This is a genomic window from Chryseobacterium sp. DZ-32, from assembly GCF_059587025.1.
Map to the genome: position 1 here is coordinate 183,815 of NZ_JCAIOM010000007.1, position 16,640 is coordinate 200,454.

At 36.6% G+C, this 16,640-nt stretch carries 15 protein-coding genes and 1 pseudogene; 2 read left to right on the plus strand and 14 right to left on the minus strand.

The window, feature by feature from the left end:
- Window positions 1-66: 66 nt before the first annotated feature.
- Entirely contained in the window at window positions 67-2,145 is a 2,079-nt protein-coding gene (locus AC59HC_RS10000; RefSeq protein ID WP_496558518.1) for a T9SS type A sorting domain-containing protein, read from the minus strand.
- A 154-nt stretch (window positions 2,146-2,299) separates the two neighbouring features.
- Here AC59HC_RS10000 and AC59HC_RS10005 point away from each other — a divergent pair, with 154 nt between their 5' ends.
- Window positions 2,300-3,172, plus strand: coding sequence for a helix-turn-helix transcriptional regulator (locus AC59HC_RS10005; RefSeq protein WP_496558519.1), 873 nt, complete (start codon window positions 2,300-2,302; stop codon window positions 3,170-3,172).
- Between the two features lie 92 nt (window positions 3,173-3,264).
- Here the strand turns inward: AC59HC_RS10005 and AC59HC_RS10010 are convergent, their stop codons facing one another.
- A complete protein-coding gene (locus tag AC59HC_RS10010; RefSeq protein WP_171006268.1) occupies window positions 3,265-3,549 on the minus strand; it encodes a hypothetical protein in 285 nt (94 codons plus the stop codon).
- A 93-nt stretch (window positions 3,550-3,642) separates the two neighbouring features.
- Complete coding sequence (locus AC59HC_RS10015; RefSeq protein ID WP_202840072.1) at window positions 3,643-5,250, minus strand: fumarate hydratase; 1,608 nt, start codon at window positions 5,248-5,250, stop codon at window positions 3,643-3,645.
- 224 nt (window positions 5,251-5,474) lie between these two features.
- Between AC59HC_RS10015 and fumC the strand changes: the two genes are divergently transcribed.
- On the plus strand, window positions 5,475-6,869 hold the full coding sequence (gene fumC / locus AC59HC_RS10020; protein WP_137904816.1) for a class II fumarate hydratase: 1,395 nt from the start codon (window positions 5,475-5,477) through the stop codon (window positions 6,867-6,869).
- A 75-nt stretch (window positions 6,870-6,944) separates the two neighbouring features.
- On the opposite strand, the gene AC59HC_RS10025 is transcribed toward fumC, so the two are convergent.
- The 11 genes and pseudogenes from AC59HC_RS10025 to AC59HC_RS10075 form a co-directional block, all read right to left on the minus strand.
- Entirely contained in the window at window positions 6,945-7,985 is a 1,041-nt protein-coding gene (locus tag AC59HC_RS10025; RefSeq protein WP_496558520.1) for an outer membrane beta-barrel protein, read from the minus strand.
- A gap of 30 nt (window positions 7,986-8,015) precedes the next feature.
- On the minus strand, window positions 8,016-8,627 hold the full coding sequence (locus tag AC59HC_RS10030) for a hypothetical protein (RefSeq protein WP_202840076.1): 612 nt from the start codon (window positions 8,625-8,627) through the stop codon (window positions 8,016-8,018).
- Window positions 8,614-9,174, minus strand: a complete 561-nt coding sequence (locus AC59HC_RS10035; RefSeq protein ID WP_137904819.1) for an RNA polymerase sigma factor — start codon at window positions 9,172-9,174, stop codon at window positions 8,614-8,616. The genes AC59HC_RS10030 and AC59HC_RS10035 overlap by 14 nt, the downstream gene beginning before the upstream one ends.
- 122 nt (window positions 9,175-9,296) lie before the next feature.
- Window positions 9,297-10,235: a Dyp-type peroxidase gene (locus AC59HC_RS10040; protein ID WP_110009954.1), complete on the minus strand. Its 939-nt coding sequence runs from the start codon at window positions 10,233-10,235 to the stop codon at window positions 9,297-9,299.
- 18 nt (window positions 10,236-10,253) lie between these two features.
- Window positions 10,254-10,970: an ABC transporter ATP-binding protein gene (locus AC59HC_RS10045; RefSeq protein ID WP_496558521.1), complete on the minus strand. Its 717-nt coding sequence runs from the start codon at window positions 10,968-10,970 to the stop codon at window positions 10,254-10,256.
- A gap of 3 nt (window positions 10,971-10,973) precedes the next feature.
- Entirely contained in the window at window positions 10,974-12,440 is a 1,467-nt protein-coding gene (locus tag AC59HC_RS10050) for a DUF5687 family protein (protein ID WP_496558522.1), read from the minus strand.
- A gap of 307 nt (window positions 12,441-12,747) precedes the next feature.
- Window positions 12,748-13,353: a hypothetical protein gene (locus AC59HC_RS10055; RefSeq protein ID WP_496558523.1), complete on the minus strand. Its 606-nt coding sequence runs from the start codon at window positions 13,351-13,353 to the stop codon at window positions 12,748-12,750.
- Window positions 13,354-13,363: 10 nt separating this feature from the next.
- Window positions 13,364-14,341, minus strand: a pseudogene (locus AC59HC_RS10060) (RHS repeat-associated core domain-containing protein); the annotation flags it as partial.
- Between the two features lie 257 nt (window positions 14,342-14,598).
- Window positions 14,599-14,997 carry a hypothetical protein gene (locus AC59HC_RS10065; RefSeq protein ID WP_110011518.1) on the minus strand — a complete coding sequence of 133 codons (399 nt, stop codon included), beginning with the start codon at window positions 14,995-14,997 and terminating at the stop codon, window positions 14,599-14,601.
- Window position 14,998: 1 nt separating this feature from the next.
- Window positions 14,999-16,003 (minus strand): RHS repeat-associated core domain-containing protein, encoded by a 1,005-nt coding sequence (locus tag AC59HC_RS10070; protein ID WP_496558524.1) that lies wholly within the window; start codon window positions 16,001-16,003, stop codon window positions 14,999-15,001.
- A gap of 52 nt (window positions 16,004-16,055) precedes the next feature.
- Window positions 16,056-16,610, minus strand: coding sequence for a hypothetical protein (locus tag AC59HC_RS10075; protein WP_227942694.1), 555 nt, complete (start codon window positions 16,608-16,610; stop codon window positions 16,056-16,058).
- Window positions 16,611-16,640 lie beyond the last annotated feature (30 nt).

Genomic DNA, 16,640 nt, shown 5'->3' on the forward strand with positions numbered 1-16,640 from the left:
CCTTCCAATAAAAGTAATTGTAATAAACTAAATTCTTTTGGCGAAATCTTTGGTATTGAGATCCGCTTACTCCTTTATAATCTTTTTAGAAACAGATTGTCCGTTCTTCAACTTTAACTCTACGATGTATAATCCTGAAAGAAGTTCAGTCAAATTGATCTGATGATCCGAGAACTGTACATTCATTCTTTGCCCTACAGCATTGGTAACGTTTACTTTTTCAATTCCTGAATCAGCTTTAACCATAAGAATTCCTTTGGTTGGGTTAGGATACATTTCAATAACAGATTGATTCTGTTTGATTTCTGAAGTACCTAAAGAAGATGCAGGCTTGATACATCTTACTGATGATCCCTGCCCTCTCATAGCTCCGGCAGATGGATTGGCAATCGTAGATCCGATATAGAGATATTTTCCTCCTAAACTTGATGTATCAGAGCTCCAGAAATACCCTCTTTGCCCTACAAAAGTAAAGTTCCCGTCACTGGAGCTTCTGTATCCTCCTGCCGATAATTTGAGATTGCTGCTGTAAGCCGTTGCCGGATTACCAATACTTTCTGCTCCTATTAAAGTAGTCCAGTCTGCCTGAGAAGGCATTTTCCAGTCTGGTCCTATTGCTTTACAAGGATCTATACCTACAGAAGCATTGACATCTGCAAGTGATGCCCCATTCCATGTATCTCCACTTGCAAAATTTGCCCACCATGCCGGAGATCCTGCAACATAAGCTCCAGCAATGGTACTTGTTCCTTCCGGAGTATTAGGAGATGGTGCTGGTACAATCTGGGAATTTCTAAGCTGGTGTCCATCATCCCATCTTCCCCATTGGAAAAGGTCTCCATAAGAATTCGCATCCGCTACTGATGTAGCCACCTGTAAGCTTCCAAGGTTCTGCTGAAGCCAGATTTTTCCGTCTGCTCCTCTTACCGTAGTATAAGCAACTTGCTGTCCGCGATACATAAAACTTACACAACCAATATCACCAACACTGGCTCCAGGATCTGTATTGCTGCATGTTTGCGGATTAAGGTTCAGGGAAATTCTTTTCACCTTTGTTGTATTGTCGGAATAAGCCAAAACAAGATAATTTTGTGCCTTATCTATTGCTAAATCATTGTATTTTGCCTCTCCAGCTGAAATAAAATCTCCTCCAAAAGGAACCCAGTTTTGCGAATCGTCTAATTGATAAACGGTATTTCTCAGGAAATTATCATTTTCAAAACGGCTGGCTACCACATATGGCTTTCCTGAGTCTGTTACGGCTAAAGCAACATGCTGTACTCTTCCCTCTGAGAAGTTGGCATTTCCAACCTGTACCCAGGAGCTTCCGTCAAACTTTCTGACATTCAACTTCCTTCCTCCTCCGGAGTTGGAAACATAAGCAACATAGATTCTGTTCGCTCCATCTAAAGCAATATCAGCATTATACTGCTCTCCTGATGAAGAATCATCTGCTGCTGTTCCCCCTACCAGTGTCCAGTTTTGTGCTGAGCTGGCATCTGTACTGTTCTGATATACTTTTATCCCTCCGGAAACATTGCAGGTGTACACCATATTATTGGTTCCTATTACCATTTCTGCAAATTCAGCACCTCCTGAAAAACCTGCATTTCCGACCTGTTCCCATGCACCTCCGGAATATTTTTTTACTGTTCCGGAACCGTAAGATCCATAAGTGAATATAATATTATCAGAAGATACCGCAGAAGCCTGATAATTTACCGAGCTGTCTGTAGCATTAGGAAGCTGAGACCATAAAGAGCCTGTAAATAAACGTACTTCCATCCCGGAGCCTGGATAACCAAGCTGATTGGTATAATAAATACTGTTTCCGTTTGGACTTATAGACAATGAGTTATAAGTAGCTGTCCCTGTAGTTACGCCTGGAACACCGCCTAAGTAAGACCATGAGCTTCCACTAAATTTCTGAACAGAACCTTTAGCTACAGAAACATCATAATAGGACAGATAATAATTTCCTGAATTGTCAATAACAAGATTATTGAAACCACTTCCTCCTGGAGATACATCCTGAATGCCTCCTACACTTTCCCATTGCTGGGCATACATATAGCTTCCAGCAACGGTTAGCAATGCTAATCCTGTTCTGATTTTCCGTATTGCAAAATGTAAATCTTTAAACATATGAAATATTATTTTTAATTATTCTAAATTTAATTTAATTTTGCGCAAAAGTACCTCACATTATCAACCCCGAGTTATCATTTTCGAACTTTTGGTTATCCTGCGGAGGACTTTTATCTTAAGAAGTTGTACCATGGCTGTAAAAATGTGTTGTATGAGGAGTCAATTAAAAAGTGGACATTTGTTCATATCCGAGGACATCAAAATCATCATGCAGGAAGACCTGTGTCCTGATCAATCCGTCAAGTCTCATATTCTGGAGGGGAAATCAAGTTTTAATTTGATTTTCATGTTGAGTGATGGTATTAATTTAGAAGGTCATGATTATGGAACAAAATTTTTATTCAGGAAAAATCAATATATCCTGCATTATTCACCACAGGAAAGCAGAGCAGAACTCTGGACAGAAAACCAGGAAATTCTGAAATATCTCCAGATACAGATCAATTATCAATATATTTTTAATCTCATCAATCCCGAGCTTAATCGTGAAAATGCTGAAATTCTGGAAAATATGATTCATAATAATTTCATTTTCCTTCATAAAGAAACACCGCCGGACATGACGGTTGAGATGCATATGATTGTTAAAGAAATTCTTGGTTATAGCAAACGGGGAATTATGCAGAAGTTATTTATAGAAGCAAAGATTATCAAACTTCTTATCCTGATCTTTGAGCAATTTAATGAGAAAAACATTTTCGAAGACACTCCAAAAACACCTGAAATGATCAGGAAATTCATTGATGAAAATTACCATAGAAATATAAAAGCAGAAGAAATTGGAAAATATTTTGGACTGAACCAGAATACTATCAGAAAGGAATTCAAAACGCAGTATCATACAACGATTGCTCATTATATATCAGAGCTCAGGATGTTGAAAGCAAAGAAAATGATTACCAATAAAGAAATTATGATCAAAGAAATTGCTATTGAGTGCGGTTATGAATATCTCCAGAACTTTACGCGGGCGTTTAAAAAGAAATTTGGGGTATCTCCGGAAAGTCTGAGAAATAATAAATAGAAAAACCGCTTAATTGCTTAAGCGGTCTATATATGTTGTTTTGCTTTGATATTACTTTTTCAGAATTCAGGTGAAAAAGCAATGACAATCAATTAATGATGATGTCCGTGATCGTGAAGGAAAGGTCCGTTTCCTTTCGGCTCGTTATAGATAACTTCTACACCTTCCTGCTCAGTAATAAGCTTTCTTCTGATATCTTCAGGGTCGAAAGGCTTTACTTTTCCGAAATACTCTTTCAAACCTTCAGTTAGCCACATTGGGATTACTAATCCGAAGAACATAAAAATACACCAGAATCCTACTAGGAACATAGTAATGAAGAATATAGTCCAAAGGAACTGGTAGAACGGCCAAAATGCTGATAATATCGTTATCATTCTCTTAAAGATTTTAGGCAAAAATAGAACTTTTTTCCTTTTTACACAAAAGATCAGCGTTCTATTTTGTTATTTATTTTAATTTTAAACTAATTAGTGAGCAAGATTTGCAAAGAAATCATTGCCCTTATCATCGGAAATGATGAAGGCAGGGAAGTCTTTTACTTCAATTTTTCTTACGGCTTCCATTCCTAATTCCGGGAAGTCTACCACATCTACAGATACAATATTGTCTTTCGCAAGAATAGCAGCCGGCCCTCCGATAGATCCAAGATAGAAACCTCCGTATTTATGACATGCATTGGTAACATCCTTACTTCTGTTTCCTTTTGCCAGCATGATCATACTTCCGCCATGGCTTTGGAATTCGTCTACATAAACGTCCATTCTTCCGGCAGTAGTAGGCCCGAAACTTCCTGAAGCCATTCCTTCCGGAGTTTTTGCAGGTCCTGCATAATAGATCGGGTGATTTTTGAAATAGTCCGGCATTGGTTTACCGCTGTCGATAATTTCTTTGATTTTTGCGTGAGCAATATCTCTTGCAACAATCAGGGTTCCGTTCAGTTTTAATCTTGTTTTGATCGGATATTTAGAAAGTTCAGCAAGAATTTCCGGCATTGGTTTGTTCAGATTAATCTCAACAGCTTCTTCCAGATGTGGAGGCGTATCAGGTAAGAATCTTTTCGGATCCTGTTCCAGCTGCTCCAGGAAGATTCCTTCTTTGGTAATTTTTCCTTTGATATTTCTGTCTGCAGAACAGGAAACGCCCATTCCAACAGGACAAGATGCCGCGTGTCTCGGAAGTCTGATCACTCTTACATCGTGAGTAAGGTATTTTCCTCCAAACTGAGCTCCGATAGCACTTTCCTGGCAGATTTTCTGAACTTTAGCTTCCCATTCAAGATCTCTGAATGCCTGTCCGGCCTCATTTCCTTCTGTCGGAAGATGATCATAATATTTTGCTGATGCTTTTTTAACGGCTGCAAGATTGGCTTCAGCTGAAGTTCCTCCGATTACCAATGCTAAGTGGTAAGGCGGACATGCAGCGGTACCAAGGTCTGAAATTTTTTCTTTGATGAATTCTTCAAGAGATTTTTCGTTCAGTAAAGATTTCGTTTTTTGATATAAGAATGTTTTATTGGCGGAACCTCCTCCTTTCGTTAAGAATAAAAATTCATAATAATCTCCTTTTTTAGCATAGATATCAATCTGTGCAGGAAGGTTGGATCCGGAATTCTTCTCATCAAACATCGTTAAAGGAACGACCTGAGAATATCTTAAGTTTCTTTTCTGATAGGTATTGTAAATTCCTTTGCTCAGGTATTCGCCATCATCTACTCCTGTATATACATTTTCTCCTTTCTTTCCCATTACAATCGCAGTACCTGTATCCTGACATGAAGGGAGAGCTCCTTCTGCAGCTACTGCAGCATTCTGTAAAAGGTTGTAAGCAACGAATCTGTCATTATCTGTAGCTTCAGGATCATCAATAATTCTTCTAAGGCTTTCCAGGTGTGAAGAACGAAGCATGAAAGAAACATCTGCCATGGCTTCTTCTGCCAATAACTCCAGTCCCTTCGGATCTACTGTTAAAATTTCTCTGTCACCCAGCTTTTCAACCTTTACATAATCTGATGTAAGTTTTTTGTACACCGTATCATCTTTCTGAATAGGATACGGATCCTGATATCTAAAATCCATTCAATTTTTGTTTCTACAAAAATACGCCTCCTTAAAAAAAATATGAGTAAAATCAGTCATTTAAATTGATATTTATAATGATTATAAATTGGAGGTTTCTGAGTTTATAAGTACCTTTATAGAAGCTAAATAAACAAAGCCAAAATATTATTTATTTCATTAAACATGATACTACCAACAATTTTTTTGGCGTAAAAATAAAAGATCATACAAATTTCAACACTATGAATTACAGAATAGAAAAAGACACCATGGGAGAAGTGCAGGTACCTGCAGATAAACTTTGGGGTGCACAGACGGAACGTTCCAGAAATAATTTCAAAATAGGACCTGAGGGTTCAATGCCGCATGAAATCATTGAAGCTTTTGCTTATCTGAAGAAGGCTGCCGCTTATGCCAATACTGATCTGGGAGTACTTCCTGTGGAAAAAAGAGATATGATCGCGAAAGTATGTGATGAAATTTTGGAGGGAAAATTGAATGATCAGTTTCCATTAGTGATCTGGCAGACGGGTTCCGGAACCCAGTCGAACATGAATGTCAATGAAGTAATTTCAAACAGAGCACACGTCAATAATGGCGGAACATTGGGAGAAAAATCTGAAATCCACCCGAATGATGATGTGAATAAGTCTCAGTCATCCAACGATACCTATCCCACTGCCATGCACATTGCTGCATATACCAAAGTGGTGGAAGTAACCATTCCGGCTGTTGAGAAACTAAAAAATACGTTGTCTGAGAAATCAAAAGCCTTTAAAGATGTGGTAAAGATCGGGAGAACCCATCTCATGGATGCCACTCCACTTACTCTTGGACAGGAATTTTCAGGTTATGTTGCCCAGCTGGAATTCGGATTGAGAGCTTTAAAAAATACCCTACCTCATCTTTCTGAACTGGCATTGGGAGGAACTGCTGTAGGAACAGGTTTGAATACGCCTAAAGGCTATGATGTAAAAGTAGCAGAATATATTGCTCAATTTACAAAACACCCTTTTGTTACTGCTGAAAATAAATTTGAAGCCCTTGCTGCACATGATGCGATTGTAGAATCTCACGGAGCGTTAAAGCAGCTGGCTGTTTCATTATACAAAATTGCTCAGGATGTTAGACTGATGGCATCAGGGCCACGCTCGGGAATTGGGGAAATTCATATTCCTGAAAATGAGCCGGGATCTTCTATTATGCCGGGGAAAGTAAATCCTACTCAGAATGAGGCAATGACGATGGTTTGTGCTCAGGTTTTAGGAAATGATACCACCATTTCATTTGCCGGAACTCAGGGGAATTATGAACTGAATGTTTTCAAACCGGTAATGGCATACAACTTCTTACAATCTGCCCAATTGATTGCCGATGCATGTATTTCTTTCAATGATCACTGCGCAATAGGTATTGAGCCGAATCATGAGAGAATTAAGGAGCTTGTAGACAAATCTTTAATGCTGGTGACCGCTTTAAACACCCATATCGGGTATGAAAATGCTGCCAAGATTGCCAAGACAGCCCATAAAAACGGAACCACACTAAAAGAAGAAGCCATCAATCTTGGTTTGTTAACTGCTGAACAGTTTGACGAATGGGTAAAACCTGAAGATATGGTTGGAAGCTTAAAATAATGATTTTATAACTGATACTATGTAAAAACTCCGGGAAAGGTTCCCGGAGTTTTTCATTTGCTATCAAAGTACTATTTAATCTAATCCAATGGTTAAGCCGAATATCAGTGCTTTATCATTTTTGAAATAACCGTCTTTAAAGAAGTTGCTGAAATCTTTTTTAACAAAGAGACTGAAACTGTTATAAGAAACAGTAAGCTGTGCTCCGTAGACGAAAGGATTCACCTGATAATTTCCCCTGTCTCTCATTTCGCCATCATTTCCTTTTACAATATTGTTGGTAGACATTTTTACGCCACCATATACATTGGCTCCAATTTTAAATCCTGTGTAATAACTTCTGTACTGAACATCCATTCCACCATTTTTAAGTTTGGAAAAATTATACTGCATACCAAGAGGAACAATAATATATCCTGTTCTCAGTTTACTTTTATCAAGACTGCCGCCATATTGAGACAGAGCTACTCCCTGATCTGCACTTTTGGTAAAGAACATATTATTATCTGTCCTCACCGTTCTCCACGAAAATCCCAGTCCTGAAGTAACAGCCCACGGGCTTGTTCTGCTAAGCTGGTAATTCAGTTTCAGGCCGAATTCCAGATTATTGGCATATCCTATATTTTTATCCAGTTCATTATCCGGAGAACTGTTTGTCAAAGTCATGATTCCGTATGAGAAATATCCGGTAAAGCTTCTGGTAGGACGAAATTTTTTCAGCAATTTTTCTTTAAGCTCTTCTTTGGAAGTCACATCAGTATTCAGGAGAGAATATCTTACCTGCTTCTGAATCACATCATCCAGATCAAATCCCAGTTCTTCAATTCTTTTGTCCATTTTTTCAGAATAGCGGTCTGCGATCTTAGCTTTTTCTCTGTCAAAATCTGCCTTATCCAGGTTTTTTGCCTGCAGAACCAACAGTTCTTCTTCCATCAGCTTTTTCTCTTCCTGAATAATGGTATTGATTTTTGCTGCATATTCTTCTACTTTCTCTTTTACAATCGGGCTCACTTCTGTATCTTTTTTAGAAGAAAGGTTAATATTGAAGGTCTTCTGTGCATAGAATGATGCGGAAAAAGAGCACATCAATCCCATTACGATTAATTTCTTGATCATATTATTAATTTTTAAATTTTTACGGATACGTTATCTGGCATTCAGATCGATAGTAGTCGCCACGTTACTTCCATCTTTTGTTTTTTCGATGACATCTTTATGTTCTACTGAAAAAAGAAGTGTGGATGGGTCTACATATTTCTTCTTTTTAACCGGAGTTTTTAAAGAATCGGCTTTTGCCATGAGCTGAGGATGAGTAAGCTGTGGAATTTCCTGTTTTTTCAAAGGAAGGTTTTCTTTGGGAATCAGTGGAGTCTGTGCAATTGCCACCGCAGAAATCCCTTCTGCTTTATCGGAGGGTGATGTTTGATTCTCTTCTTTCTTTTCATTGTTCTGAGCTGCCAGAGAAATATTATCGTGAATAGAATCAGTTACTATTTTATCAGAAGAAGTTTTTTCTGCAGTCTTCACCATGACAGGTTCAATCTCTGAAGGCTGATTGAGAAAAAACAGAACAGTACCTAAACCGAAGGTCAACATTAAACATGCTGCCACTAAAAACCAGTTCATTTTTGATTTGGAACCGCGATTATTGTTATTATGAAACTCAATTTCAGACCAGAGATCACGGGAAGGAGCAATCTCTCTTTCCTCCATCTGTTTTTTGATCTGGTATTCAATAGTATCTTTAGACGTTTTCATTTTTCACTTTTTTTTGTTGTTGAAAGTAAATATTTCTTAACTTTTCTTTTGCTCTGAACAACTGTGTTTTGCTCACTGCCACTGAAATCTGTAAAGTATCTGCAATTTCCTGATGAGAATATCCTTCCAGTACATACAGGTTAAAAACCATTCGGTAAGCATCAGGCAGCTGATCTAACAGATCCTGCGCATTAAAATCACAATCAATCTCCGGCTCGTGGATGTCTTCATGAAAAGATGGGTTAATCTCGTCCAGATAGAAAACGGTTTTATGACTTTTGATAAAGTTCAGGCATTCATTCACCACAATTCTTCTTGCCCAGCTATCCAGATTCGATTCTCCTCTGAAGCTTTCTATGTGTTTAAAAATTTTACAGAATGCTTTGATAAGACAATCTTCTGCCTGATACAGATCGCTCACATAGCTTTTGCTGACACTCAGGAATTTCCTGACATTCTGCTCATAGAAAATCTTCTGCGCAGCCGGATCCTGTTTCTTCAGGAGGCTCAACAAATCATTCTTTTTATTTCCGAACAAGAGTTTCATGTTTATGCTGTTTCTATACTAAAGACAATCAAAACAAAAAAAGGTTACAATTTTTGAAAAAAATTTTTATTTGTATTTTTTAATTAAAGAAAAAGCCGCCCTGGAATGAGGCAGCTTGCATTTTATCCTGAAAATTCATCAAGCATATTTCTGGTAGGAACAAAGAAAAGCGTTCCTGTAACTGCTGTGCTGAAATCTAAAATTCTGTCATAATTTCCCGGAGGATCACCGATAAACATATTGGTCAACATCTTTTTTGTTGTGGTAAATGTACTTGAATAGGCAATAAAATAAGTTCCGAACTCATTGGTAGAGGGATTGCCGAAAGGCATATTATCTCTGACTATTTTTAGTTCTTCACCGTTTTCGCCCTCAATATTGGCTAAAGCAATGTGTGAATTTGATGGTTTTACCGCATCAGACATTTCAATATCATTCTCTTTTGATCTTCCGATCACTTTTTCCTGCTCTTCCGTGGATAAGCCTTTCCAGGCATCCATGTTATGAAGATATTTTTGAACAAAAAGATAGCTTCCTCCTTTATACTGAAGGTCTTCATCTCCTATCTTTCCAAAATAATCACGGTCATCGCCATGCGGATTTTCCGTTCCGTCTACAAAACCAAGAATGGAGCGTGCATCCCAGTATTTGAATCCATGAACCTCCAGAATACTTTCGGCCACTGAGCTTAATAACCGGGAGATCTCGACAGCCATATCAAAAATCAGGCTTTTATTATCTGCTCTCAGATGAAAATGAAGGTCTCCGGGAGTAGAAACAGCCGTATGTTTCGTTCCTTTTATTTCTTCAAAATTGACTAATTCTTTTGGCGGCGGCGTTGGAAGTTCCAGTTTTTTCCATGCTTCTGCACCAATTCCCATGACACAGCTTGCCCTGCTGTCCGGGAAACGGTTAAACACTGAATTATTAAGATTTAAAACCAAAGCACATAGTTCCTGAAAAACTTCTTTCAGCTCAGGGCTGTCATTAAGTTTCCAGACCATGAAAATAGTATTGCTATTGGGATAATCTGTTACATTCTGTGATTCTATCGTATTCATACCTGTTTTTTTGTGGTATTAAATATCCGAAACTGAAACCTGATCTGCAAAATATTGTTCCAGATCTTTCAAGGTTTCCGGATTGGTCTGAATATCTTTTACCAACACCCCTTTGTTCACAACCACGATTCTGTTGCAAACTTCTGTAGTATGGGAAAGATCATGGCTGGAAATAAGGAAAGTAACACCATCCTGTTTTGATAATTCCTTGATCAGGTTTTTAAGCTTGATCTGGGTAGACGGATCGAGGTTGGCAAAAGGTTCATCAAGAATAATAATCTCAGGATTTCCAATAATGGCTCCTACAATTCCTACTTTTTTCTGATTTCCCTTTGAAAGATCACGGACATATTTCCCGGATCTCAGGATTTCTCCATTGAAAAAATCGTGGAAAGGCTTAAGGAATTCGTCTACAGAAGCTTTGTTCTGGCCTCTCAGCTCTCCGATAAAGTAAAAATATTCTTCAGGCGTAAGATAGCCGATAAGAAAGGTGTCATCTACAAAGGCTGAAACCTTATTTTTCCAGGCTTCAGATTCGTTAACCTTAATTCCGTCAATGCTTACAAATCCTGTCGTAGCCTGAATCAGATCCAGCATAAGGCTGAAAAGGGTTGTTTTTCCTGCTCCGTTGTTTCCCACGAGGCCAAATGTTTCTCCGTTGGGAATTTCAAGATGTTCAATGTTGAGAACGGTTGCTGTTCCGTATGTTTTGGATAAATTTTGTATGTTGATCATGGTTTAACTTATATTTTTAAATGCATCCAGTGTGCTGTATTTTTCTTTTTTGTAAAGTTTTACAATAATATCAAAGATCTTCTCCCTCAGGAAAAATCCTATAATTCCTATAATTGCAATACTGATTACTCCTCCGGTAAGTCCCCACAAATATTTTGTTAAAGCAAATACACCCATCGGAAGTAACATTTTAGGAATCAGCAGAAGCATGGCGATCATATTGAAGCTCCCTTTCTGTCCCAATCGTTTTTCTTTTGAATTCAGGTCAATCTGAGTTTTATTGAAAGCTCCGGACCACAAGGTAAATTGAGAATTCACCCCGATATTATATAAACCTGCTGCAAAAAATGTAACGTAAACTTCCCAGCCAAAATAGGCATAACAAACCGCTATAATCACAGAAACTCCAGTTACAATATTCATCAGCCACCATTTTGCTTTCAGATATTCTTTGTAAGGAACGTTCAGGGTCATCATCAATGGATAGTATGAACTGTCAAAAGCGGGAACTCTCTGTCCAAAAAGAAACTGGAAGCCTCCTGTTACAAAAAGTCCCATAAACATCATCATTGCCGGTGTTTTATACATTGAAGAAGTAAACATCAGCAATCCGTAGAACAGAAACATAAAACTGCCCAGCAAAATTCCTTTGGGTACTTTATTGCGTCTCAACATTTTAATATCATTATTGATAAATGTCCCGATAACGCCGTATTTATTCAGGAAGGCAATATTTTCTGTTTTCCCGACAGTCTTCTTCGCTTCAAGCCCCTGATCCAGATAAAACTCCTGACGCAGGTAACGGAAACATATCCACCACAGCATTACGAACAAAGCAACAGGGATCAGTATAACGTGTGGCTTTTCATAGAAACTAAAGAAAACCGATTCGGAATATGATAAAACCGGAACAATATTGTAATATCCCAACGCTCCTATGCCTAGAAAGCATACTCCGATAATTACCGCCAGGGTCTCTTTACCGTTGAAAAAAATGTTGATAAAATTATTCAGGTACAATAGTGAAATCACACCAATCAGCCACACCATGATTCCCAAAATACTATATCCATTGAATATGGCAATCAGTGAAAAGGTAATAAAGAACAGAGAACTCAGCCAGCTGAATGCGGAAAGAAAAGTTTTGGCCAGCATAAAATTGACCAGCGTATTCTTCCGGATATTCATGGTCAGAAATGGCTTCATGTTCTGTGTGGGGATTTCCTGCCAGAGATATTTGAGAACAAGATCAATAATCCAGGCAACAATCATGAATTTTGAAACCACCTGTAAAGGATTCTGATGCATTTCCTCCTGAATGTAGAAAAAGGCAATAAATGCTCCGCCCACAAGACATCCGATAAAGTAGAGAATTCCTATGAAACGGAGAATTTTCATGGTTAGATTGATCCCTAAAGATGTACCACGAAAAAAGCTTTTTATTTCAAGCCTAAGGAACTTTAGAAACATATATTAGTTTTTTACATTAGTCAATATAATGTAAAAAATGTTACAGATTTATTTGTTTTGTTTTTGTTTATGGCGTACACAAGCCCAACAGGATTAGTTTTCCTTCTGACAAAAATCTTCACACATCTGAAACACCTGATATGATCTTCAATATTTTAAATAGCCTATTTTCTCTTTTATTCTGTTCTGGCTATCCGCAATATCATTTAAATTGAGATTTTTATTCTTATTTTTAAAATTAGAGTATTGAAAACCAATACTCTAATTTATTACCAACACGTTTGGAACATTACTGTTCTTAATTATTTTAAAGAAATTTCTTAACTAAAAACCCTAAAATAAATAAAACAATACCTATTATAGAAAATGCTTTAAATACTCCCAAAATAATATTAATGGCTTCATTATTATTTGAACTTTTGTCATTTTTAACAATAATTTTCTCAAAAAATAGCAGCTTAAAATACTGTGAAACAGTAGGAGAAAAATTGATTTTTTTCAAATGTATAGCATTATCTATTTCTTCAAAATTATTATAATGCAGTCCCATTAACTTAAAAGATGTTTTATTTTGTTTATTAACTAAATACACCACTTTATAACTGCCTGTTGTTCCAGATTCAGTTATACTTATTTTTCCGATAAAATCCTCAATATTTAAAGTTTTGCCAAAAGGCTTTGTAATGGAATAGTATTTCAATTTATTTTCTTGGATCATTAAAAGTTTTATATGTTTTAAATAATTAATTGAAAATAGAAACAAACCCACAAATAATGATAAAATCAATATATGTTTAATGTCTAAAGAAAAATTTTTTAATATTTTAAAAATAAAAACTAAGCCAAAAACCGTCCAAACAGACATAAATAATCCCCAGAATATGGAATTTCCCGTAAATTTACTTTTAATCATATTTTTTTTCTTAATATAAACCATCATACATTTCAAAACTTATACTTTGTCCAATACTACTCTCATCTATCACATCCGAAAGTGTTTTAAACCCGTTGCCATTAAGATAATTAACACCACCTGTTCCCATATCTATAATAAACCAAGCTCCTGCTACAATAGAGCCAACTCCTGTTGTTGAAGCTCCAAGCATAATTCCATTTATGTACGTAGATGCTTTAACCTGTCCTGACATTGCAACATCAGCTACCAGTAAAACACCGCCAGCAGCTGTCAGTTTTGTCCCTAAACTTCTTGCCCCTTGAAATCCTTTCACCTGTTGCCCCCTCCAGAATTTAGCTCCAGGATTTTTCCATCTATTTTGCCATCTGAATGAGGTTCCTCTTGTTTTGGTTTGATGCCATAAGTCATTATATTTAAAAACACCTGTTCTTGGTACATTTGCAGTAGCTGCAGCACCTACTGTAGTATTTACCCACCAGGTAGTATTGGATATTGTTTTACCAAAGTCAATATTATCACTATAACCTTTGAGTTTCAACATACCAAAAGCTCCTATTCCTGTTACAGTAGGATCAGGATCCTCATAATCTGTCCACCATCTTAAGACTCCATCCTTATTGCTAACACCTGCTGTTCCTCCATTATAAAATGCATTCATCAAATCCGTATAGGCTTGTGTTCTTCCAAACGGGGTGTAACCACCGCCACCACCCTGCATACCATCAGACGTGTTGAATGACATTGTGGGTTTGTATGAACCCGGCATATAATCGAATGTTGTAGACGGGCGGATGCTTCCGTCTTCATTAAACCATCTACCGTCTACATCAAAGTTTGAGATAGGGTTATTGGCTACATACGCATAGGGACTGGTAGAAAGATAGCTTTCTGCCAGCTGGTCTATCCCGTTCCATCTTCCCAGATCAGGCATATACTGTCGCCAGCCATAATCAAACAATCGTGTTTCCTGAAGTTCCTTCCCGTTGTATTTATAGCTGTAGAAACTTTCGGATTAAACAACAACACATCTGAAACACCTGATCTGATCTTCAATATTTTAGACAGCCTATTTTCTCTTTTATTCTGTTCTGGCTATCCGCAATATTATCTCAACTTTACATTTTTACTAGTATTTTTAAAATTAGAGTATTGAAAACCAATACTCTAATTTATTACCAACATATTTGGAACATTACCCCAATACTCTAATTTATCATTAATACATTTGGAACATTACCACAATTAATAGTAATCATATTTTACTGCAAATACCCAAAACATAATACATAGGAATACAAAAATTAATGAAATCTTTCTTGATTCTTTTACTGTATCTTTATTTGCATAAAAGGCATTAATCTTTTCTGTCAAATCGTCTTCGCCTATTAACCAAGAATCAAAATATAAGTGAGCATAAGCAATTCCTATCAATATAAGATACATCCATTTCCCAATTTCAAATTTATTCCCAAAAAAAATAACAGAGGGAAAAACCAATAAGAAAAAAAGTACAAAACCTAAAGTCATAGAAGAATAAAAATTTTTATTCTTATGTGTTTTATAATAAATATGTGTTTGCAGATAACACTCATAGTAAGCATACAAATAAGCATTTTTAATTTTAGTCGTAAAATTTTTCATATTAGTTTTCAATATTTAAATAATCATAATGATTGCTCCCCCTATTCATAGCACCCCATGTCCATATATTCCAGTAATTTACATCAGTATTATCGATACCCAAGGATATAGCAGGGCCTACATAAGGAACAAAACCCGATAAAAAACTTGAGATTCCCCTCGATATATAACCTGGATGGTGGGATTCTCTGAATTGTTCAAATGAAATTAACAATCCCAATCTTGCAACTCCTTTTACCAATTTAGAATTATTTACAGCATTAATAGCTTTTACATTTTTCATAAATTTTACACCGGAAATGTATTTGTTTCCATTCAAATAACCATTACTCCTATATAAATTGTAAGTTTTGAAAATATTAGGTGTTTTTATCATCTTACCAGCGTTTACAAGGTCATTTGATACCTGAGCAGTAGTTCTTAAGGTGAGCCCAATTCCATTTGTTGCATAAGATTGAGCAGTACTTGCATTATTTAATAATCCCCAATAGTCATTATTATCTCCTTTAAACTTCAACATACCCAACGCACCAACTCCTTTCACAAGATTTCCTTCTTCATCGTAGCTATCAGGTATACTAGTCCACCATCTTAAAGCTCCCCCATGATTACTAATACCTACTTCTCCTTTATTAAAAAAAGCAGTCATCAAATCCGTATAGGCTTGTGTTCGCCCAAACGGGGTGTAACCACCGCCACCACCCTGCATACCATCAGACGTGCTGAATGACATTGTGGGTTTGTATGAACCCGGCATATAATCAAATGTCGTAGACGGACGGATACTTCCGTCTTCATTAATCCATCTTCCGTCAGGATCTGTATTAGAAACAGGATTATTGGCTACATATGCATAAGGACTGGTAGAAAGGTAGCTTTCTGCCAGCTGATCTATCCCGTTCCAACGTCCGATATCCGGCATGTAGTCTCGCCAGCCGTAGCTGTACAATCCTATTTCCTGAAGCTCTTCCTCATTATATTTTAAAATTAGAGTATTGGAAACCAATACCCTAATTTATTACCAACTTGTTTGGAACATTACAGACATATTTGAAATATTAATTTCCAAGTACTTTTGCAACTATTACAAAACTTAATATGAAAAATCCTAAAATTCCTATTATAATTCCCAAGCTTATCCATGCCCATTTATGTCTTACTGCTCTCGCTTCTTTATCAAATTCATCAAAGTATTTTAGATATTTATTATTCTTAAACAGTAATCTCTCGTTAATAATCCAAGGCATAACTAACAACCCTATTACAAATATCCATTTATAGGAGCTTCCTGGCTCCCAAAAGATTTGTATTAACGATTTCCCTAATATTGCCTGAAAAATATTAAATAATCCATATTCTATAAGAATTATTAAACCTCCCATTTGAATACCTGAAATAGTTATATTTTGTCCATATACACGGTTGTTTATTGCATTTTCACTAGCTAGTCTTATTTCTTCTGGTGAACTATTTTTCCTTTTGAGCGTATTTGCTATAAAAGGAATTTTATAAATCAAATCAAAAATTAGTGTAATAGGATAAGTTATTATTTGGGAAGCTTTAACTTCGAATAAATAAATAAAGTAGTGAATATAGTTCCAAGTTTTTTCCATAAATTATTATTCTTCATTAAAAATTTTGTT

What these genes read in the sequence shown, in the direction of transcription:
- AC59HC_RS10000 (WP_496558518.1), bottom strand. Translation starts at nt 2,145, where the DNA reads ATGTTTAAAGATTTACATTTTGCAATACGGAAAATCAGAACAGGATTA.
- AC59HC_RS10005 (WP_496558519.1), top strand. Translation starts at nt 2,300, where the DNA reads ATGAGGAGTCAATTAAAAAGTGGACATTTGTTCATATCCGAGGACATC.
- AC59HC_RS10010 (WP_171006268.1), bottom strand. Translation starts at nt 3,549, where the DNA reads ATGATAACGATATTATCAGCATTTTGGCCGTTCTACCAGTTCCTTTGG.
- AC59HC_RS10015 (WP_202840072.1), bottom strand. Translation starts at nt 5,250, where the DNA reads ATGGATTTTAGATATCAGGATCCGTATCCTATTCAGAAAGATGATACG.
- fumC (WP_137904816.1), top strand. Translation starts at nt 5,475, where the DNA reads ATGAATTACAGAATAGAAAAAGACACCATGGGAGAAGTGCAGGTACCT.
- AC59HC_RS10025 (WP_496558520.1), bottom strand. Translation starts at nt 7,985, where the DNA reads ATGATCAAGAAATTAATCGTAATGGGATTGATGTGCTCTTTTTCCGCA.
- AC59HC_RS10030 (WP_202840076.1), bottom strand. Translation starts at nt 8,627, where the DNA reads ATGAAAACGTCTAAAGATACTATTGAATACCAGATCAAAAAACAGATG.
- AC59HC_RS10035 (WP_137904819.1), bottom strand. Translation starts at nt 9,174, where the DNA reads ATGAAACTCTTGTTCGGAAATAAAAAGAATGATTTGTTGAGCCTCCTG.
- AC59HC_RS10040 (WP_110009954.1), bottom strand. Translation starts at nt 10,235, where the DNA reads ATGAATACGATAGAATCACAGAATGTAACAGATTATCCCAATAGCAAT.
- AC59HC_RS10045 (WP_496558521.1), bottom strand. Translation starts at nt 10,970, where the DNA reads ATGATCAACATACAAAATTTATCCAAAACATACGGAACAGCAACCGTT.
- AC59HC_RS10050 (WP_496558522.1), bottom strand. Translation starts at nt 12,440, where the DNA reads ATGTTTCTAAAGTTCCTTAGGCTTGAAATAAAAAGCTTTTTTCGTGGT.
- AC59HC_RS10055 (WP_496558523.1), bottom strand. Translation starts at nt 13,353, where the DNA reads ATGATTAAAAGTAAATTTACGGGAAATTCCATATTCTGGGGATTATTT.
- AC59HC_RS10065 (WP_110011518.1), bottom strand. Translation starts at nt 14,997, where the DNA reads ATGAAAAATTTTACGACTAAAATTAAAAATGCTTATTTGTATGCTTAC.
- AC59HC_RS10075 (WP_227942694.1), bottom strand. Translation starts at nt 16,610, where the DNA reads ATGGAAAAAACTTGGAACTATATTCACTACTTTATTTATTTATTCGAA.